This window comes from Amycolatopsis echigonensis (assembly GCF_014174495.1).
Lineage (GTDB): Bacteria > Actinomycetota > Actinomycetes > Mycobacteriales > Pseudonocardiaceae > Amycolatopsis > Amycolatopsis echigonensis.
Map to the genome: position 1 here is coordinate 136,864 of NZ_JACJHR010000004.1, position 15,826 is coordinate 152,689.

13 protein-coding genes are annotated in these 15,826 nt (G+C 67.4%); 9 read left to right on the top strand and 4 right to left on the bottom strand.

Going from position 1 to position 15,826, the window contains the following annotated elements:
- Window positions 1–15: 15 nt before the first annotated feature.
- Window positions 16–759: a type 1 glutamine amidotransferase gene (locus H5411_RS04645; RefSeq protein WP_101438572.1), complete on the bottom strand. Its 744-nt coding sequence runs from the start codon at window positions 757–759 to the stop codon at window positions 16–18.
- Window positions 760–1,124: 365 nt separating this feature from the next.
- Window positions 1,125–2,285, bottom strand: a complete 1,161-nt coding sequence (locus H5411_RS04650; RefSeq protein ID WP_101438573.1) for a phosphodiester glycosidase family protein — start codon at window positions 2,283–2,285, stop codon at window positions 1,125–1,127.
- Between the two features lie 169 nt (window positions 2,286–2,454).
- Here H5411_RS04650 and H5411_RS04655 point away from each other — a divergent pair, with 169 nt between their 5' ends.
- From H5411_RS04655 to H5411_RS46930, 5 genes are all read left to right on the top strand, one after another.
- Complete coding sequence (locus tag H5411_RS04655) at window positions 2,455–3,144, top strand: response regulator transcription factor (protein WP_101438574.1); 690 nt, start codon at window positions 2,455–2,457, stop codon at window positions 3,142–3,144.
- 4 nt (window positions 3,145–3,148) lie between these two features.
- The gene (locus H5411_RS04660) at window positions 3,149–4,429 is read left to right on the top strand and encodes a sensor histidine kinase (RefSeq protein WP_101438575.1); all 1,281 of its coding nucleotides are present in this window, start codon (window positions 3,149–3,151) and stop codon (window positions 4,427–4,429) included.
- Window positions 4,430–4,524: 95 nt separating this feature from the next.
- Entirely contained in the window at window positions 4,525–5,115 is a 591-nt protein-coding gene (locus H5411_RS04665) for an Rv1733c family protein (RefSeq protein WP_101438576.1), read from the top strand.
- Between the two features lie 95 nt (window positions 5,116–5,210).
- Window positions 5,211–5,990, top strand: coding sequence for a class I SAM-dependent methyltransferase (locus tag H5411_RS04670; protein ID WP_101438577.1), 780 nt, complete (start codon window positions 5,211–5,213; stop codon window positions 5,988–5,990).
- A 627-nt stretch (window positions 5,991–6,617) separates the two neighbouring features.
- Window positions 6,618–7,451: an integrase core domain-containing protein gene (locus tag H5411_RS46930; RefSeq protein ID WP_246368747.1), complete on the top strand. Its 834-nt coding sequence runs from the start codon at window positions 6,618–6,620 to the stop codon at window positions 7,449–7,451.
- Window positions 7,452–8,173: 722 nt separating this feature from the next.
- Here the strand turns inward: H5411_RS46930 and H5411_RS48845 are convergent.
- Window positions 8,174–9,553, bottom strand: coding sequence for an SNIPE associated domain-containing protein (locus H5411_RS48845; RefSeq protein ID WP_205669878.1), 1,380 nt, complete (start codon window positions 9,551–9,553; stop codon window positions 8,174–8,176).
- Window positions 9,554–9,578: 25 nt separating this feature from the next.
- Window positions 9,579–10,847 (bottom strand): hypothetical protein, encoded by a 1,269-nt coding sequence (locus H5411_RS04685; protein ID WP_134662682.1) that lies wholly within the window; start codon window positions 10,845–10,847, stop codon window positions 9,579–9,581.
- A 547-nt stretch (window positions 10,848–11,394) separates the two neighbouring features.
- Here H5411_RS04685 and H5411_RS04690 point away from each other — a divergent pair.
- From H5411_RS04690 to H5411_RS48345, 4 genes are all read left to right on the top strand, one after another.
- Entirely contained in the window at window positions 11,395–12,393 is a 999-nt protein-coding gene (locus tag H5411_RS04690; protein WP_183123020.1) for a hypothetical protein, read from the top strand.
- Between the two features lie 436 nt (window positions 12,394–12,829).
- A complete protein-coding gene (locus H5411_RS04695; protein WP_134662681.1) occupies window positions 12,830–13,426 on the top strand; it encodes a hypothetical protein in 597 nt (198 codons plus the stop codon).
- An 8-nt stretch (window positions 13,427–13,434) separates the two neighbouring features.
- Window positions 13,435–14,730 carry an AlbA family DNA-binding domain-containing protein gene (locus tag H5411_RS04700; RefSeq protein ID WP_183123021.1) on the top strand — a complete coding sequence of 432 codons (1,296 nt, stop codon included), beginning with the start codon at window positions 13,435–13,437 and terminating at the stop codon, window positions 14,728–14,730.
- Between the two features lie 306 nt (window positions 14,731–15,036).
- Complete coding sequence (locus H5411_RS48345) at window positions 15,037–15,159, top strand: hypothetical protein (protein WP_255443396.1); 123 nt, start codon at window positions 15,037–15,039, stop codon at window positions 15,157–15,159.
- The last annotated feature ends 667 nt before the right edge of the window (window positions 15,160–15,826 follow it).

Consider the following 15,826-nt stretch of genomic DNA (forward strand, 5'->3'; position numbering starts at 1 on the left):
TCTCCGTGCGACGGCCTACCGCCGGCTGAAAGCCATGCGGCCGAGACGGGTCCGGCGGCATCCGGCCGCTCGCATGCGTTCTTCGCGCATTGTGTCGACCTCGGGCAGCGGCAGGGGGCACAGCGTGGTCGCGAGCGCCGAGCTCAGCAGAAAGTCGGCCAGCGCCGGGTTCCGTGCGAGCACCGGCCCGTGGAGATAGGTCGCCACGACCTTGCCGGCGACGGCGCCGTCAGTTCCGTCTCCGTTGCCGGAGCCGGTCACTATGCTGCCGAGAGGTTGGCAGTCCGGCCCGAGCCGGGTCCTGCCGAGGTGGTTCTCGAATCCGGTCAGGAGCCCGATTCCGGAGCCTGCTCGCACCACGATCTCCCCGACCGAGCGGCATCGGCCGGGGACGGTCGTCAGGTCGAGCAGCCCGGTGCCGGCCTGCCAGGACCCCGCGCCGGCGGCGAATCCGCAGCCGAGGATTTGCAGACCGGCGCAGACCCCCAGCACCGCGGCGCCTCGGGCGACGGCGAGCCGCAGACCGGGGTCGCGGCGCAGGCGGCTCGCGGCGAGCTCTTGCGCGGCGTCCTCGCCGCCGCCGAGGAGGTAAAGGTCGAGGGACGACGGGATCGGGGTGTTGTGGCCGATCTCTGTGACGGCGGCGGGGATGCCTCGCCAGCGCAGTCGCTGGACCAGGACTGTGGCGTTGCCGGAATCGCCGTAGGTGCCCAGTATTTCGGGGAGGACGAGCCCGACGCGCGCCACCGACTCACGCATCGGCGCGGGGGACGAGGCGGGCTGGTCTGTTCATGCTTCCGATCATGCGCCGGATCGGGGCAACGCGCAGCAAACCGTGGGTTGTCCCCACACCAGGTCGCGGCTGTGCTCGCGCGCCCCTCGAGCGACGGTTCTGGACGTGCTGACGAGCACCCGCGACGGCAGACGTCTCGCTGTCTGCGACGTCAACGGCGACCGGGACAACCCGGTCACCGTGTTCTGGAAGGCGCTGGATTCCCGGCAAGGCAGGCAGACAGTTTCACCGCTGGACTCGCGATCGCTGACCCGGGCCGAAGGCCGGCCGCACCTCTCCCGGCGTGCGGCACCAGGCCGTAACGTTGAGCGGACACGCTGTTTCGCGCCGGTCATCCACTGGGGGCGGCGCGGGAGGCGTTGGCGGGCAACGATCCAGGCGGTCGCAGCGTGGTCGCGAAGAAGTCGCGTTGATCGGGCTGCAGGTACCGGTCCGCGGCACCGGGGATTCCGGGCAGAAGCTTCACCGGTCCGTGGCCGGGCAGATCAGGACGATAGCTGTCGAAGGTGACCATCGGCGAGTGGATGTCGAGTTCCATGCCCTGCTGGATGCCGGCCTGGGTCATCGCGGCGGCGAGCGTGGTCAGGGTCAGTCCGTTGCCCGCGACGTAGATCAGGTTGCCGTCCCGGTCGGTGCCGAGTCCGGAGCGCCAGGTGTACTGGTACTGGTTGGAGGCGCTGCCCCAGGCTCCGGCGGGGTTGCGGTCCAGAGCGGGGACCGGACTGCCGTGGTCGACGACCAGATCGAGATTCTGCCGGACCGCGGCGACCTGGCGGCCCGGAGAGGGGTCGTGTCCCCATTGGACGATCGCGACGCGTCCGCTGTCGTCGATTACCGCCGAAGCCTTTCCTGCTCGCAGCGGGGCAAGCGTGGCGCCGTCGAGATAGACGCCGCCGCGGCTGTCTTTCATTTTGAACCCTGAATTGAAGACGGCGACGAGGGAGTCGCGCAGCGCGGCGGGAACGGCGTTGGGCCCGGGACCTTGGGGGTCTTTGGTGCCGGCGAAGAGCTGGGTGCGCACCAGGTTCTGGTCGAGCCAGGCGACTCCCGCGACGACGCTGGCGTGCCGCGGATCCGGCTGGATGAACGTAGTGTACTCGGCTGTCTGACCGCCGGCGCGAGCCCCGGCGACCCAGACGCCTTCGCCTGCCGGTGCGCCCGGGCTCGGCCGGAGCGGAGCAGGCCGCGGCCCGGCGGCCGCGACGCGGGAACCGGCAGGTGCGGGCAGATCGGACGAACGCGGCATCGCGTTGGCGGGCGGATGCCGGGTGTACCACCAATTTTCGACCGTGTTGACCACGCCGCCGAGACCTAGGTCGCGCAGCCAATCGACGGTGCGGACCGCGAAACTGGCGTCGCCGGGGTAGGTGAGGGCGCGGACGTAGCTGCCGGCCGGGTAGGCCAGCAGCGCGACGACGAGAATCAGCGCGATGCGGAGCCTCCGGCGCGGTCGTCGGCGGGGAGATCCGGTCAGAGTGGGCACAGCCGCCATGACCCAACGCTAGATTCGCTCAGGTGTGCGGCCAGGCAGCGGAACGTTAGGAAACGGGAAAACGCATTCGGGTTCAGCTGTCGCGTATCGCGAAATCACCATAAAGTTAACGCGCGGCAAAATCGTGCGCGGCCGAATGCCGGGATCGCGTCGCGATAAACTGTTCCGCATGGCCGGGATCCTGCTCGTGGAAGACGACGAAGCGATCGGCGAAATGCTGCGCACCAGCCTGGCTCAGCACGGCCACGAGGTCGCCTGGGTCACCGAGGGGCGGGCCGCGGTGCGCGCGGGGGCGCGGCAGAACTGGGATCTCGCGTTGCTGGACCTGGGCCTGCCCGACCTCGACGGCACGGAAGTGTGCCGCGAGCTGCGCGCGCAGTGCCCGGGGTCGGTGATCGTGGTCCTGACCGCGCGGGGGCAGGAGATGGACGTCATCGTGGGGCTCGAGGCCGGCGCGGACGACTATCTGGTCAAGCCGGTTCCGCTCGGCGAACTGCACGCGCGGCTGCGGGCGCATCTGCGGCGCGTCGGCGGCCAAGCGCCGCCTGACCTTTCCCTGGGAAGATTGCGGATCGACGCCGTCGCGCGGCGGGTGACCGTGGACGGAACTGAAATAGCCTTGCGAGCCAAGGAGTTCGAGCTGCTGCTGCGGCTGGCCGCGGTCGCGGGCCAGGCGGTCAGCCGGGAAGAACTGATGGCGGACGTGTGGGACGCGCATTGGTTCGGGTCGACCAAGACGCTCGACGTGCACATCGCCGCCCTCCGCCGCAAACTCGCCGACGCGGGGGGCAGCAGCGAGATGCCGGAGATCGTGACCTTGCGGCGGCACGGCTACCGGCTCGAAGCCCCGGCGGGCTGAACGCGTGCGGCGGCGGATCGCGGTCGGCACCATGCTCGCCGCACTCGTGGCGATCTGCCTTTTCGGGGTGCCGCTCGCGGTGGCAGCGACGCGGTACTTCACCGCTACCGAACGAGCCGAGCTCGAACGTGCGGCCGAGGGGTATGCGCTGGAAGTGTCGGCGGACGTCCTGCGCAACCGTGCGCCGGACCCGTCGGCGGCAGGCGAGGATCCGACCGAACTCGCCGTCTACCGCGCCTCCGGGAGCCTGCTGGCCGGAAGCGGCCCGGCGGCGCTGGACCCCGCTGACCGCGACGTGCGGCCGGACGAGGTCCGCGCGGCGGACGATCCGGACAACCTCGTCGCGATCATCCCGATCGCCGAGGACGGGACGGTCGTGGGACTGGTGCGGGCCGCGACTCCGCGCACCGAGCTTTTCCAGCGCACGGTCGCCGTGTGGGCCGGCATGGCCGGCCTGGCGGCGGTCGCTCTGTTGTCGGCCTATCTGGTCGCCCGGCGGCAAAGCCGGCGGCTGGCCCGCCCGCTCGAGTCGCTGTCGGAGGCGGCGACCCGGCTCGGCGACGGCGATCTGACCGCGCGCGCCGGACGGTCCGGGATCGCGGAGATCGATTCGGTGGGGGAGTCCCTCGACTCGACCGCGGCCCGGCTGGATGACCTCCTCGCCCGGGAACGGGCCTTCACCGCGGACGCGTCCCACCAGCTTCGTACGCCGCTGGCCGCGATGCGGCTCCAGATCGAGGTCGCTCTGGAGGACCCGGACAGCAACGGCCGCGAAGCGGCCGAGGCGAATCTGCGCGCGCTCGACCGGCTGGACCGGACCGTCACCGATCTGCTGGCCTTGGCTCGGGACACGCCCCCGGTACGCGACGCGGCGGCGGCGCACCTCCAACTGTCCGAGATCGAACGCGAGTGGACTCCCGTGCTCCGCCGCCGAGGACGCGAGCTGACGGTGACGGTCGAACGGGGCGTCGCCGACAGCCCGGTCTCCGAGGCGGTGCTGCGCCAAGTGCTGTCGGTGCTGCTCGACAACGCCGCCCGGCACGGAAGCGGCGCTGTGACCGTCGTGGCACGGGACGCCGGCGGCGCGTTCGCGGTCGACGTCGGCGACGAAGGCCCTGGAATTCCCGCCGGAGCGGACATCTTCCGCCGACGTTCGCCAGGCGCGCGGGGCACCGGCATCGGGCTGGCTCTCGCCCGTCGTCTGGCCGAGGCCGAAGGGGGCCGCCTTCGGGTGAAGCAGCCGATTCCGGCGATCTTCACGCTGTTGCTGCCGCTGCGGCGCTGAACGGAGGGCTGTCCGATCCCCGAAGATCGCGAGCGGCCGGTAAAACTTCGGCTAACTCGGCTGCGCCCGCCGATTTTCCGGCGCATTCTTGCCGAGTGGATCGTTCCGGCGGCAGGTACCGGCTGCGCGCGTTCGCGCGGCTGCTCCGGCCGGCGGTCCGCGGCGGGCCGCTCGTGCGGTGGTCGGACCGCCTCGAGGCTTGGGTGCTGATCGTCCTCGGGGCGGTCGTCGCCGTCTCGTCGGCGGCCGGGATCTGGTTCGCCGCCGCGATTGTCCACTCCGGAACCGGCGGCTCGGGCCACGCGGTGACTGCTTTCGTGCACCCGGATCAGCGCCCGGCGGCCGAGGCAGGCGCCGCCGGTTTTCCGCTGCTGCGACGGTATCGCGTCAGCTGGCATGCGCCAGACGGCTCGCTTCGCGAGGCCGACCTCCCGCTTCGATCGGGTTCGCCCGCTGCCGCCACCACCCGGATCTGGGTGGACGGCCGCGGCGACCGCGTCGCGGCGCCTGACGATCCCGCGCACGCGCTGGTCGTCGCGATCGCGTTCGCCGCGGGCTGGGAAGCCAGCACGCTCATCCTGCTGGCCGGTCTGTACCGGTCGGTCCGGGGGCTGCTCGACGCCGGACGGCACCGAACGTGGGCACGGCAATGGGCGCGCCTCGACGACGCGAGAAACTCTTCGTGACACAAACGAGCGCTTCTCGCGCTCGCCGCCGAGTCCGGGTCGTATCGTGCGATCGGCCGTGACCCGCACGGTCGCGGATGGCGGTGAGGGGCCCCATGGACCGGACACGGCGCGGCGGGACCGACTGGGCGGGATGGCTGCGGCGGTGGGACGCGCAGCAGGAGGGCTATGTCGACCGCCGCGAAGCACGGTTCAGCGCGATGCTCGACGTGGCGGCGCGGCTGCTTCCCGCGTCGTTCGTCGCACTGGACCTTGCTTGCGGGCCGGGGTCGATGAGCCAGCGGCTGCTCGCCCGGTTCCCCGAAGCGCGGGTCCTCGCCGTGGACATCGATCCGGTGATGCTGGAGGTCGGGCGAGGGGCTCTCGGCTCCGGTGGCGGGCGGTTGCGCTGGATCGAGGCGGATCTGGCGTCCTCGGAGTGGCTGAGCCTGCTCGGCGGCGCGCGGGTGGACGCGGCGTTCAGTTCGACGGCGTTGCATTGGCTGGAGCCGGCCGCGCTGACCCGCCTTTACCGTGATCTGTCGCGGGTTTTGCCGCCCGGCGGCCTGTTCCTCAACGGCGACCATCTGCCGTTCGGCCCCGAGCTGCCCACCTTCGCCGGCCTCAGCGAACGCGCCTTGGCCGAGCAGTGGTCGGACTCCGAGTTCGCGGCGCGGGGGATCGAGACCGCGGAGCAATGGTGGGAGGCATTCGCGGCGGACCCGGCTGCCGCGCCGCTGCTGGCGAAGCGGAAGGCACGGTTCGCCGGCAAGCGGCGGCCGGAGACGCGGCTCGATCTCGACGCGCACGTCGCGGCACTTCGTGACGCTGGATTCCGCGAGGCGGGCACGATCTGGCAGGAACTGTCCAATCGTGTGCTGCTGGCGGTGCGGTAGCCGGCTTCACCCAGTGCCAGGAACTCAAGCCGCCGTGGGCCTGGGACCCGGGAGCGGAAGCCGGGACCACAAGACACGGTCACCTGGCGACAAATCGGGTATTTCGATGCCATTGGCGTCCTTTGCAGACGGTCAGCGGGCCGAGGCCTCGGGGCTTGAGTTCGCGGCATCGGGAGCCCGCAGCGTCCGGCGAGCAACCTGACCGAACCAGCTGAGCTGGGAACACGCCGGAAGCGCGTCCACTTCGCAGCCCTGGGTTCCTGGCATTTGAGCCTGAACGCAGCTCTGCCGCCCTCGTGCCTTGTGCAGGAGGAATGCGGCCTGTCCTGGTCGAGAATGCGGCAACCCCGGTTTGACCTGGGCAATCGTGACGCCCGACGATCAGCAAGCGTGTCTGGTCGTCTGGTCTATCGGCTCCTTGTCCACGTACTGTCCTGGCTTGCCCTGTTCGCTCGGTCATCGGCGTCGAAAGACGTGGAGATCCTCGCATTACGGCACGAGGTCGCTGTGCTGCGACGGAACAATCCGAGGCCTCGCCTGTCCTGGCCGGATCGCGCGGTCCTGGCCGCGCTTGCCCGGATGCTTCCCAAGACGCTCCGCGCCCACCGGATTGTCACGCCTGCAACGTTGTTACGCTGGCACCGCAGGCTGATCACCGCGCGGTGGCGGCAGCCGAAGCCGCCGGGTCGGCCACCGATCAGTGACGAGATCACCGCGCTGATCGCGCGCCTGGCGACGGAGAACCGGACCTGGGGCGTGGTCCGCATCCAAGGCGAGCTGCGTCGGCTCGGACACTGCGTCGCTGCCTCCACCATCCGCCGGATCCTACGCAACCGCCGGATCCCGCCACCGTCCCGTCGCGGCGACACGTGGCGGACGTTCCTGCGCGCCCAGGCCGACGGTCTGCTCGCGGTCGACTTCTTCCACGTCGACACCGTGGTCCTGAAGCGCCTGTACGCGGCTTTCGTGATCGAGCACCGCACCCGCCGGGTCCACCTGCTCGGCGTCACCGACCACCCGACCGGAGCCTGGGCAACCCAAATGGCCCGCAACCTAGCCACGGATCTTGACGGTGCCGGACGCCGGTTCACCCACCTGATCCGCGACCGAGACGCCAAGTTCACCGCCGCATTCGACGCGGTGTTCGCCTCGATCGGCGTCGACGTCGTGCGCACCGCGCCGCAGACGCCGCGGATGAACGCGATCGCCGAACGGTGGATCTCCGCCGTCCGCCGCGAGTGCACCGACCGGATGCTCATCACCGGCCGCCGCCACCTCCACCACGTGCTCGACACCTACGTCGAGCACTACAACACCGGCCGCAGCCACCAAGGTCAGGGCGTTGAGCTACGCGCGCCCGATGACGACCCGAAGGTGATCCCATTGCCCACCCCGCCGATCCGGATCACACGCAGGCGACGCCTCGGAGGACTGCTCAGCGAGTACCGACCCGCCGCCTAAAACACAGGTCACAGCCGGTGGCAGCGTTTTCGACCAGGACAGGCTCGCCAGGGTCATCGTCGACGGCAAGGGTGTTGCCGTGCCGTTCGACGTGGTTCGCCGGCGTTGGGCGTACCCGTTTGCTCCAGGTCAATTCGTGAGAAGGCGGCACGGGTCCTTCACCGCTGCGTCCGGGGCGGTGCCGGCGGTGGCGTTTCGTCGTCTAGCTCGAGGGGCAGGGCGAGCCGGATGCGCACGACCGGTCAGGGCGAAATCGGCGGCCGCGGAAGTTGGACCAGGCTTCTTGCAGGCGATTGGCTCTACCGATCCGCCCGAGACTACAGCCGATGGCGACAGCGTCACCGTCTCAGAGGCAATAAGCGTCGAAGCTGACGCACCGCGTGTTCGGCTGAGGATTGGTGCCACCTCAGCTCGACGACTCGTCAAGATCGTTCGTACAGAGTTCGAAGCGAACGGTACTCCCGGCAGAGAAAACCGGCAGCGCACGCGCGAGTTCCAGAACGCTGATGCAACCTTGGCCGCGTGACGTGGGCTGCAACCGTGCATCGCTGCCGGCGGCCGACCCCGCCGCGACAGCTTCACCGGCTGGGAGCGAACCAGCCCTACTTCATGTTCGACGGTTTGCTTCGGCTGCCAGGAACACCTACGGTGACGATGTGCCTCGGGGCGGCATCGCTGGGCACATCGAACACCGCGAACCCATCGGCAGACTGCCCACACCATCATCGATGGGGCACACTGCTTGACGTCTCAACGCGTTTCGGTTCCGGCCATGTCGGGCGGCTCTGGTAGTACTGCGACGCCTCCGGGGTCTCGTTGAATTCCAGGATGTTGCCGAGTTTCGCCGCTAGCGCGACGCGGATCTCCTGCGGTGTGACGAAGAAGAACTCGCGGCGTAGATTGACCCGGTTCAGCCTGCGGTCGGCGAACATCTTGTGCAGTTCACTTTCGAGCGCGACCGCATCCTTCGAAAAATGCAATAGGTGAGTATCGAAGGGGAACGGCACCGAAGCGTCGCCGAGTTCCAGAATCCGGTCGCGGGGTTCGAGGCGGCGGGTCATCCCGATCTTCACGACGTTTTCGCCGAAGGCTCCGATGTTGCTGATGACATAGACATAGCCCGCTCGGATGTTGGCGATTCGGTAGTCGTTCTGCTCTATCGCGTCCTGGATGGCGGACAGGCGTTCGCGCACCTCGTCAGCTTGTTCCTGCTGGCCCTCCGCCGCTAGTTTCGCCAGTGCGTTGGTGTAATGGCCCAGCTCCTTCTCCAGCTGTTCGCGCTCGGCCTGCAACTCCGCCTCGGCACGTTTCTCTTCACGAAGCCGTTCGCGTTCCGCCCTGGCTGCTTCGCGTTCCTCTTGGACCTTGATCTGATAGTCACCGGTCATCTCGATCTCACGGAGGCGGAGCAGGTGGTATTCGGGAGAGACGCGCATTTCCATCATCTTGCCGAGTTTCGCGATCGACTCGACTGATCTGTCGAGGCGCTGCTTCGCCGACGCCACCGTGCCCGCGCGTACAGATCGGACGCAGTTGTCTGCCTCCGAGTTGTAAGCCCGCAGCATCAGCTTCGAGAAGTCGGCAGTCATCTTCCTGCCCTGCGCAAGCGAGTTGTTGTAGGCAAACCGATCGCTCGCGAGGATCGCGGTGCCGTTCTTGACGAACGCCTTCGCCGCCAGGCGGATCTCGGCCAATGCTTCCTTGTACTGCTCGGCGGTCTCCAGCGGATGGTGGTACTCGTAGATCCCGACTTGTTGGAGCAAAATCGCGTCGTCGAGTTCTACCAGTTCACGTTTCGCCTGGTCGATCTGCTTGCGGATCGCCTGCAGCTCCCGCCGGGCCGCGGCGCTGGGCTCCGCCTGCCTGTCGGCATCTCGTGCGGTGTCATCGCCTGATGCGGGTACCGTCGCAGGCGAATCACTCTCGGCCGGCGGGTCCGCAGCGTCGGGCAGCTTCCGCCCGTCGGATTCGTCGGAGACCCAGAACTGCCAGTCCGGGGGCGCCGGAGGCCATGAAGGGTGCGGCTGCCAGCCCTCCGGAGGCACCCATCCGGGATCCGGGGGCGGCCATCCCGGAGGCGCGACGAATCGAAACTTGCTCACCGAGTTGCTCCGTTGGGGCAGGAAGTCATCCGCGAACACCGTTCTTGTCATCGATCGGGGTAAGGCGATGCGGTGTCTTCGACACGATGGCTCGAAGGTGTTTCAACGTTTCGGACGGGGTGATCCGGGACAGATCGATGTCCACGAAGCCGGCGCGATCCACGGCCAGCGCGACGAGCTGGACGAATACGTCTTTGCCCACGGCGGGATCGACGTGGTTGACTCCGCCGGCCAGCGAGATGCTGTCGATCGTCCCCGCGCGGTCTGACTCCCACACCTCATGCACGGTCCGGAGCGTCATGTTGTTGATCAGGTCGGCATATCTCGTCGCGATGTCCCTTTGCGTCAGCTTGGTTTCTGTGATCTCGTCGGAACTGCGGACGTACCGGAACGATTTGGTCGACGGAATCGCCTCCGGCGGCGGGAACACGAGCGTGATGGACAGTTCCCGCAGGTCCGAGCTGTACGAGAAGTCGACATCGCTGCTGGCGGCGATCACGTCCGGATAGATCGAGTTGCCGAACACGATGCCGATGTACTCTTCGACTGCGTCGGATTCGCCTGCTGCGAGCCGCTTGATCAGATCGTCGAGTCGTGCATTCTCCGCGTCGACGATCCGTTGGCGCTCCTCGCATTCTGCGTCGTAGCGCTGCCGATCACTGGCAAGCTGGCGCAACCGTGCGTTCTCGGCGGCCTGGTGGGCCTGCACTGCGGCCAGCTGCCGGCCCGGGATCTGGGCGACCACTGCTCGCCACTCCGTGTGCGCTTGCTCGAACTCCGCCTGCGCGACGGCGACCGCCGCGGCGTGTTTCTTCCTGGCGAAGACTGCCGAGATCCCGGTGGTAGGCGCCGGGGGCCAGAAGCGAGGCTCGGGGGGAGCCGGGATCGGCGTGGGTGCGGGCAGCGCCGCCAGATGCGCTGATTCGAACTGAGGATGCTCCGCGACACGGCGAAGCTTTTCCAAGTCAACGAAATCGTCGACAGCAAGTGTCGATTCCAGCACGCTGTCGATGGCCGCGAGCTCTTCCCGCAGGTCCGCGTTCAGTGACTCGGCCTTTGACTGCTGCGCCTCGACGTGAAGCCGCTTCGCCTCACGCACGGCTTGTGTCGCCGCCTGGGCCTTCGTACGCGCCAAGCGCTCGCGCGCCGCTGCCGCGGCGGCCTGGGTGCGAAGCATTTCCCGGTGAAGACGCATCCGTTCCCGTTCGGCGGCCGCCGCTTGTCGTGCCTGCTCCTTCTGCGCCTTGGCCGCCTGATACTGCAACTCGGCGAAGAACCCCCGGCGACGACTCATCGATGTTCCTCCGGCTTCAACAATCTCAGTGCTACTTGCTATCGCAGGGGAGAACAAAACGTTTCACGCCGAGGTCAGCCCGCCAGGGGGGCCAACTCAGCCGAAAGGCTGAGGAAGGCGCTGGGGATCGGAGCGCAACGGTCCCGCGCATTGGCGCGGATGGTGCGTGCGGAGTGGCGCGACAGAGTGGGTATGACGAGCGAAACGTCGATTTGAGAGTTCTCGGCTACCGGGTGAGTGGTTAGCCGGGCGGCATCGTTCCACGCATCCGCCGTGTTCCGAGTGAACACGTGCAGTTTCGATAGTTGGAGTCAGGGGCCACGAGCGCGGGGCCGGAGACTTGAGGCCTCGTGGTAGCTGGGTCGTCGCAGTTCGGGTAGTGTGTCGACCAGGTAAGGAGTCCGGGATCGGACCTGGACCACCGCCGACTTCTACCAGCCGGGTATGGAGCGCGGGATCGTGCCCGCGCCACCACCGGATCCTGTAACTCACGTTGTCCCAGGTCTGTGTGCCCAGTGGGCGCGCAGACCGGAAGGGTTTCTTTGCGATGACCGTCTACTCTCAGCATCCGCAGCGCGGAAAGGTACAGATCCTGGCCACCTATCGCGGGTGGGGCGGGATGGTGGCCTCGACGGTGACGAGCGTCGAATCCAGCACGGCGGCGAGGCTGATTGTCGATGCCTTCAACCGGGTCTCGGCGTGTGCGACTGTGCCGGTGAGCGTGCACGACGAACGCGATCGACAGGTCAACCACTATCCGAGTAGCCACCTCGCTGCGCTGACCGATCCCGCGGCGCGTGTCAGCCTGCTCGAAGGCACGCACAGTCTGTGGTACGAGCAGGTAATGTGGCAGCTCCACGAAGCGCTGACCGATTTGGACGCGGCGACCGCGGCAGTGCCGGCCCCGGTCCGTACGGCGGTCGAGGCGGAGCTGGAAACGGAGGTGCGCTGGCTGGCCGCGGCGCTCGCCGAGTACTCGGAGGGGGTCGAGATTCCCGAGGACGAAGCCCAGCGCGTCTGGGATTTCGAGAATCCGATCGTGGTGTTCGACGAGCGGACCGGTCTCGGCCGCCGTGACCGCATCATGCTGGACCACGTCGAGGCGGGAGCTGACGACCGGGAAGTTCATGAGGCCATCATCGATGAGCGGTTGCTGCTCGACGTTGCCGCGCAGACCGGCAACGTGGAGGCTCGTCTGCGGCTGGAGGACCTGTCGATCGCTGCGGAACCAGAGGACCCGGACGGGTTTTTCCTGAGCGTGGAGGCTCCTTTGCCCGGTGCCGATGGCGACCGAGCACAGTGGGGCGTGGCGATCGACCGTTGGGAGGCGGACGAACTGGATGAGGACGGCTACCCTGTCGAGTCGCACAGCGAGCCGGTCATTCGCTGTGTGCTTGCCACGCGACCGGCGATGGCTGACGTGCTCGCGCTGCTGGACCTCACCACGAGCCAGGAGAAATTGGCGGCATGGGCGCAAACCCCGGTCGGTGAAGCTTTGCGCAACACCGTATTCGTTGTGACTGAGCGTTGCACAGACGAAGGATAGCCCCGCCGCTGAGCCCCTGTACTACGGTGGGTGCGGCTCCAAACCTTGGACGCACACCTGTGACCGGACATAGTGTCCGGCGCTGGGTGTGCTGAGGGGCTTGAAGTCCGTAACGTTGGGCCTGCGGGGAAGCCACGAGCGTGGACGAGGCGTCGTGTCCAGTCGCCGGACCAGTTCCGCTCACGCAGGAAAACTCCTCGGTCGCGAACGCGTCGGCGCGCACGGAGGACCATCCCCGCTCGCGCACGGAGAACCAGGGCGAGTCTCCGCGCCGTCCGTCGTCAGATAGATGCGGTGCTCGCCGCCAGCGCCATTGAATTGCAGGCTAACGCCGTCACCGTTAGATCACTTGCAGATCATGAGTGTCCCGGGTGAAACATATTCGGCGCATGCGGCGACATACCTCTGTCAACTTCGGCTGCAGAGGGGAGAAACGGTGGATGCGGCGACCGCGGCGCTCCTGGGTGCCAGTATCGGCCTGGCTGGCGCGCTCGTTGCACCGGTCGTCACGGCGTATCAAGCGAAGCGGGCCAAGCGTGAAGATCTGATGCGCGAGGCCTACGCTCGTGGCTTCGCCTGCCTGGCGAGGATTCCCCGGTGCGATACATCGGCCGAGCATGCGCGGCTCCGGGACAAGATGCTGGAAGCTCTTGCTCATATCGATATCGTCGGCACTAAGGCGACCAGCGACCATTACAGCGCGCTTGTCGAAGGCTATGAGACGTGGAAGATCGGCGGCGGCACCAGCGAGATATTCGAAGCGAGCGCGAGGAAGTTCCAGGCATCGGCTCGGACTGATATTGCGTCGGCTGACGCGAGCAGGTCATCGGCAGCGGCTCTCGTCAGCCGTGTAGTGGTGATCGTGCTGGCGCTTGCTTTCTATTGGTGGGCGCGGTTCCCTGCGCTGCTCGAGTCGGCGGATCGGGTCCTCGGCGGGATCGAGTTCGCTGTCGCTGCCGTCGCGACGATGTTCGGTATTTTCGCTGCCGCCGCGACTACGATCCGGCTGGTCAGGGCTGCACGCTGGAGTTGAACGCGGCTATGACGATCATGTGGTCCCGCATACACGCGGAACTGGGGCTGAATCCGTGCCCGCTGACGTACTCGATGATGACACGCGCTGTCGATGAGCAGGTCGCCGAGAACGTCGATCTGGACTGGAAACAGGCGTTGCCGGCCGACGTGGAGAAGAAGCGCTGGGAGTTCGCCAAGGATGTGGCGATGCTGGCGAACACCCGAGGCGGACTGATCGTCTTCGGCGTGCGCGAAGAGGACGAGCGCGCCCAGGAGTTGGTTGGCGTGCCCACCGGAGAGCGTCATCGCCAGCGACTGCGGGCGCTGGCGCATGGTCGAGTGCGGCCGATGGTCGACGGGTTGTTGATCGAGGCGCTGGACGACGAGAGCGGCGAGCGAGGACTGATCGTGGTGTTCGTGCCGCCCAGTTCGGATGCACCGCATGTGGTTGGTGATAAGAACGAGATGGGCATTCCGTACCGCGACGGAACCGATACCCGGTGGATGACCGAGCACTTGCTGGCTCGTGCTTACCGTGATCGCTTCAATCGCCGAGGAGACGATCGTGCGGCGTTGCGCACGCTGGTTGCGGACTTGCCGGATACCGGGAACGGTGTCTGGGCGTTCGTGTCTGCCTCTCCGACCGCGCCGGCTCCACCGCAGTTTGGCCGACCCGATCCCGGCGGGGTGATCTCGACGATGCGAGCGTTGCCGGCGCTGGCTGCCGAGGTCGCTGGAAGCTCGTACCGCGACGGCCCGTTGCTCAATCACTTGCTGGACAGCGCGATAGGCAACCCTCGTATCGGGTTGCGGCGTTGGGTTTTCCGGTCGGACTATTACTCGACAGATCCGCACGCAACAGTCGACTGGGCTGTGGTGGAGTTGCATCACGATGGGTCCGTGGCGCTCGGGGTACGAGTGGACCGGCTCGTGCCGGCAGCGGTGAGCGGGGAACCGCCTGCATCCGAGGTCGAGGTCAGTTGGGTGCCGATCAAGCTCCTCGACCAACTGGTAGTCGAAGCCGTCGCGTTGTCGGCGTTGCATGTCCGGAGCCTGGGTGGTGTTGGTGCCACGTTGATCCGAGTCGATCTGAGTCGCGACGCGCCGAAGCCCATGGTGGCCGTGGACAATATGGTGGGCGGCGGTTATGTCTCCGCCCTCTTCGGACCGGTCCCCGGTTCGCGGGCGCTGCAGCGCGCATGGGATGTCGAAACCGGGTACATGGCGGCAGACGATGTGCCGGGATTGCGGAACGCGGCTCGCCAACTCACAGACGACCTCAACCATCAGTTCGGCATCCGTGCTTCATCTGTGCCTGAATAGGAATTCGCCGGGCTTCAGCAGCAGGTTAGGCGCGGAAACTTTCCCCGATCGCTGGGCGACCAGAAATCCGGCCACTTCGCCCACTGCTTCCCACGTCGCTTCCGGTAGGTTCGGTCCTCCGGTAGAGCGCGAAACGGGGCCTTCTCGTTCCGTGAGCGGTTTCCGCAACCCCTCGGCCGCGAATGAGGCAGCCGGATCACGTTGCCACTGCCCGACTTGTCCGGCGTCGGCAGCCACGGAAAGGAGTTCGCCGCCGAGGTTCGACGATTGGTGCTTGTGCCGCTGTGCGTCCCGGTAAAGGTCGTCATGTTGGTCACCCCTCCGGGACAGGGCAACGACCTGGACAACCTGGCTCTCACGGCGCTTCCGACGGTGCAGCGTACGTTCCCCTCCTCGGCGATCATGACCTACGAGGACATAGAACGATGACACGTCTGAAGGCATTGCAGCAGTTTGGTCCGATCCGCCGGAGCGGTAAGTCGCCCCAGGTTTCGCGGGCGGTGTGGGAGCTGGGCGGCGGGCAGCGAGAACAGTGCTTTGGTGAGGTTCTTGGCGTCGGAGTTCTCGGGGATCCACCAGCAGACGGTCTTGCCGGCGGCTTGGCGCGATCGCGTTCGGCGCTCGAAGTCGGTGGAGCGAAGCTGGACTTCAAGGCAGTAGCCGGGTTCGTGGACGTAGACGTCGGCGTGGGTGGACGGGTGTTCGGGCGTGGCGGTGTAGCCGAGTTGCCGGGCGATCCGTGTCAGCCGCGTCTGCGTCCACTCGTGTTGCGGAGAAACCGGGCCGCCTCCGCGATCGTGGTCTGGCCAGTGGCCGCAGGAGCGGTCTACGGACTTGAACCGGAAGAAGCGCGGGTTGCGTCTGTTGTGCAGGTTCTCGCACGAGAGAAGTTCGACCTCGCAACCAGGTTCGAGACATGCCAACGGCGGACGCGGGGACTGCCGGACGACGGCCCAGTCCTCCGGGTCGCCGACCCATAGAGGCGACGATCGTGGCTGGTGCCGGAGCTGAGCATGTCGCTTGCGCTGCGGATGGCGGCACGGGTCCATACCTCCGTTATCCCACAATCGACGAACCCAACTGCTTTTCGTAATCG

What these genes read in the sequence shown, in the direction of transcription:
- H5411_RS48345 (WP_255443396.1), top strand. Translation starts at nt 15,037, where the DNA reads ATGTTGGTCACCCCTCCGGGACAGGGCAACGACCTGGACAACCTGGCT.
- H5411_RS04670 (WP_101438577.1), top strand. Translation starts at nt 5,211, where the DNA reads ATGGACCGGACACGGCGCGGCGGGACCGACTGGGCGGGATGGCTGCGG.
- H5411_RS04645 (WP_101438572.1), bottom strand. Translation starts at nt 759, where the DNA reads ATGCGTGAGTCGGTGGCGCGCGTCGGGCTCGTCCTCCCCGAAATACTG.
- H5411_RS04690 (WP_183123020.1), top strand. Translation starts at nt 11,395, where the DNA reads ATGACCGTCTACTCTCAGCATCCGCAGCGCGGAAAGGTACAGATCCTG.
- H5411_RS04685 (WP_134662682.1), bottom strand. Translation starts at nt 10,847, where the DNA reads ATGAGTCGTCGCCGGGGGTTCTTCGCCGAGTTGCAGTATCAGGCGGCC.
- H5411_RS04650 (WP_101438573.1), bottom strand. Translation starts at nt 2,285, where the DNA reads ATGGCGGCTGTGCCCACTCTGACCGGATCTCCCCGCCGACGACCGCGC.
- H5411_RS04655 (WP_101438574.1), top strand. Translation starts at nt 2,455, where the DNA reads ATGGCCGGGATCCTGCTCGTGGAAGACGACGAAGCGATCGGCGAAATG.
- H5411_RS04700 (WP_183123021.1), top strand. Translation starts at nt 13,435, where the DNA reads ATGACGATCATGTGGTCCCGCATACACGCGGAACTGGGGCTGAATCCG.